Source organism: Pseudolactococcus reticulitermitis, from assembly GCF_002260845.1.
Lineage (GTDB): Bacteria > Bacillota > Bacilli > Lactobacillales > Streptococcaceae > Pseudolactococcus > Pseudolactococcus reticulitermitis.
On the sequence record NZ_BEDT01000016.1, the window covers coordinates 1 to 2,170 of the forward strand.

A 2,170-nucleotide genomic window follows, 5' to 3' on the forward strand; every position below is an offset into this window, starting at 1 on the left:
TTCTAGTATTTCCACCTCTTGATGAAACTGATAAATTTTGTATCTTGCCTTACTTTTGGATACCAGAAGATACACTTGACCTTCGAGTAAAACGTGATCATGTGCCTTATGATGTTTGGGAGAAAGACGGAAGTCTGAAAACGACTGAAGGGAACGTGGTACACTATGGTTACATTGAAAAATTTATAGAAGAAATGGGATTGAAATTCAATATTCGAGAGATCGCGTTTGACCGTTGGGGAGCAGTTCAAATGGTTCAAAATTTGGAAGGTATGGGCTTTACTGTTGTACCCTTCGGACAAGGTTTCAAAGATATGAGTCCGCCAACTAAAGAGTTAATGAAACTGACACTTGAGAAGAGATTGGCTCATAGTGGTCATCCAGTACTTCGTTGGAATATGGATAATATTTTTGTGAGGGTAGACCCAGCAGGAAATATCAAGGCTGACAAGGAGAAATCCACTGAAAAAATTGATGGTGCGATTGCGACTATCATGGCACTTGATAGGGCGATTCGTTGTGGGAATGATGGTGGCGCTAGTGTTTATGATGATAGGGGATTGTTTGTATTCTAGATTTGTTGCAAATTTACAGCAAAAAATGGTATAATTTGTTTAACGAGAGGAGTTGATGAAAAATGGAAATCATTCAACCAAGTACAATTTTAAGAAACTATAACAAAGTGATTGATGAGGTTCAAGATGGTGAGCCAGTTGTTCTAACCAAAAATGGTGTAGGAAAAGTTGTCATGGTCAATATTGAAGAATGGCAACGTAAAGAAGCTGAAATTTGGTTGTTAACTGAATTGAACCATGCTGAACAAGAATTTGGCGAAGGGGAAGATATCGATGAGTTTGCAAAAAAATATCAACTAGGTGTATTCAGTGATTGAATATCAAGTCAAAAAAAGTAAGGCCTTCGATCGAGATATGGAACGTATCAGTGTTTACTTATCAAAAGCAAATTACTATGATTCAACCATAAAAGAGATTTTCGAGACCCTTTATAAGGATTTAACTCGTTTGCGTACTAGTCCTAGGATTGGCGCTAGATTAAGTCATAAGACAACGGTTGATAATGATTATCGTTACCTTGTTAGTGGACAGTATCTGATTTTTTATAAGGTTTTTGAAAAAGAAAAATTAGTTCGAGTTTATCATGTTTATCATGGCAAAGAGAATTATTTGGTAAAACTCAAATTGTTATAATATTTAGGATTATAGAGATAAGGCATCTATCGAATTGATAGGTGCTTTTCTGATACCTAAAAGTAGAAAGGCACGAGATTAATTGGGAATACTTAAAGGCTTATTCAAATCAAGAGATAAACCAAACGATAGTACTGTTGGTAGTGGCTATCGTTTTTTTATGGGCAGCACAACAAGTGGTAAGCCTGTAACTGAACAATCAGCCATGCAGATGACAGCTGTTCATTCATGTGTCAGGATATTATCAGAGGCAGTCGCAAGTCTACCACTTCATCTTTATCAGCAGACTGAGACGAGTAAAGAAAAAGCGAGGACTCATCCCCTGTATTTATTGTTACATGATGAGCCAAATTCAGAAATGACTTCCTTTATTTTTCGAGAGACATTAATGACACATCTTTTATTGTGGGGCAATGCCTATGCTCAAATTATCCGAAATGGTAAAGGACAAGTTATTGGCTTGTATCCATTGATGCCCAATCGCATGAGTGTGGATAGAGATAAAAGTGGTGAGCTTTATTATATCTATACTGTTGCGACTGGAGATGTTATGAAAGGTTATCAGGTTAAACTAAATTCATCTGAGGTACTTCATATCCCGGGTCTTGGTTTTGATGGTTTGGTAGGTTATTCGCCAATTGCCATGGCAAAGAATGCGATAGGGATGGCGATTGCGTGTGAAGAATATGGTGCGAAGTTTTTCGCTAATGGGGCTGCACCAAGTGGTGTATTGGAACATCCCGGGACATTAAAAGATCCCACCCGTATCCGTGAAAGTTGGCAACAGACTTTTGGAGGCTCAAGTAATGCGCATAAGGTTGCTGTTTTGGAAGAAGGAATGAAATATGCACCGATTGCGATTTCGCCAGAACAGGCTCAATTTTTAGAAACACGAAAATTTCAAATCAATGAAATTGCTCGGATTTTCAGAGTGCCACCGCATATGGTTGGTGATCTTGAAA

Annotated in this window: 4 protein-coding genes; all 4 read left to right on the top strand. The window is 37.9% G+C overall.

Translation table 11 applies throughout. The annotated features are described in order from the left end of the window. Positions 1–575 (top strand): terminase TerL endonuclease subunit (locus RsY01_RS10725; RefSeq protein WP_238594985.1); only part of this gene is annotated, 575 nt, incomplete at its 5' end. Between the two features lie 62 nt (positions 576–637). Further along, a complete protein-coding gene (locus RsY01_RS10730; protein WP_094785524.1) occupies positions 638–892 on the top strand; it encodes a type II toxin-antitoxin system prevent-host-death family antitoxin in 255 nt (84 codons plus the stop codon). Beyond that, the gene (locus tag RsY01_RS10735; protein ID WP_094785525.1) at positions 885–1,208 is read left to right on the top strand and encodes a type II toxin-antitoxin system RelE/ParE family toxin; all 324 of its coding nucleotides are present in this window, start codon (positions 885–887) and stop codon (positions 1,206–1,208) included. The genes RsY01_RS10730 and RsY01_RS10735 overlap by 8 nt, the downstream gene beginning before the upstream one ends. An 82-nt stretch (positions 1,209–1,290) precedes the next feature. Next, on the top strand, positions 1,291–2,170 hold an 880-nt coding region (locus RsY01_RS10740), incomplete at its 3' end, for a phage portal protein (RefSeq protein ID WP_094785526.1).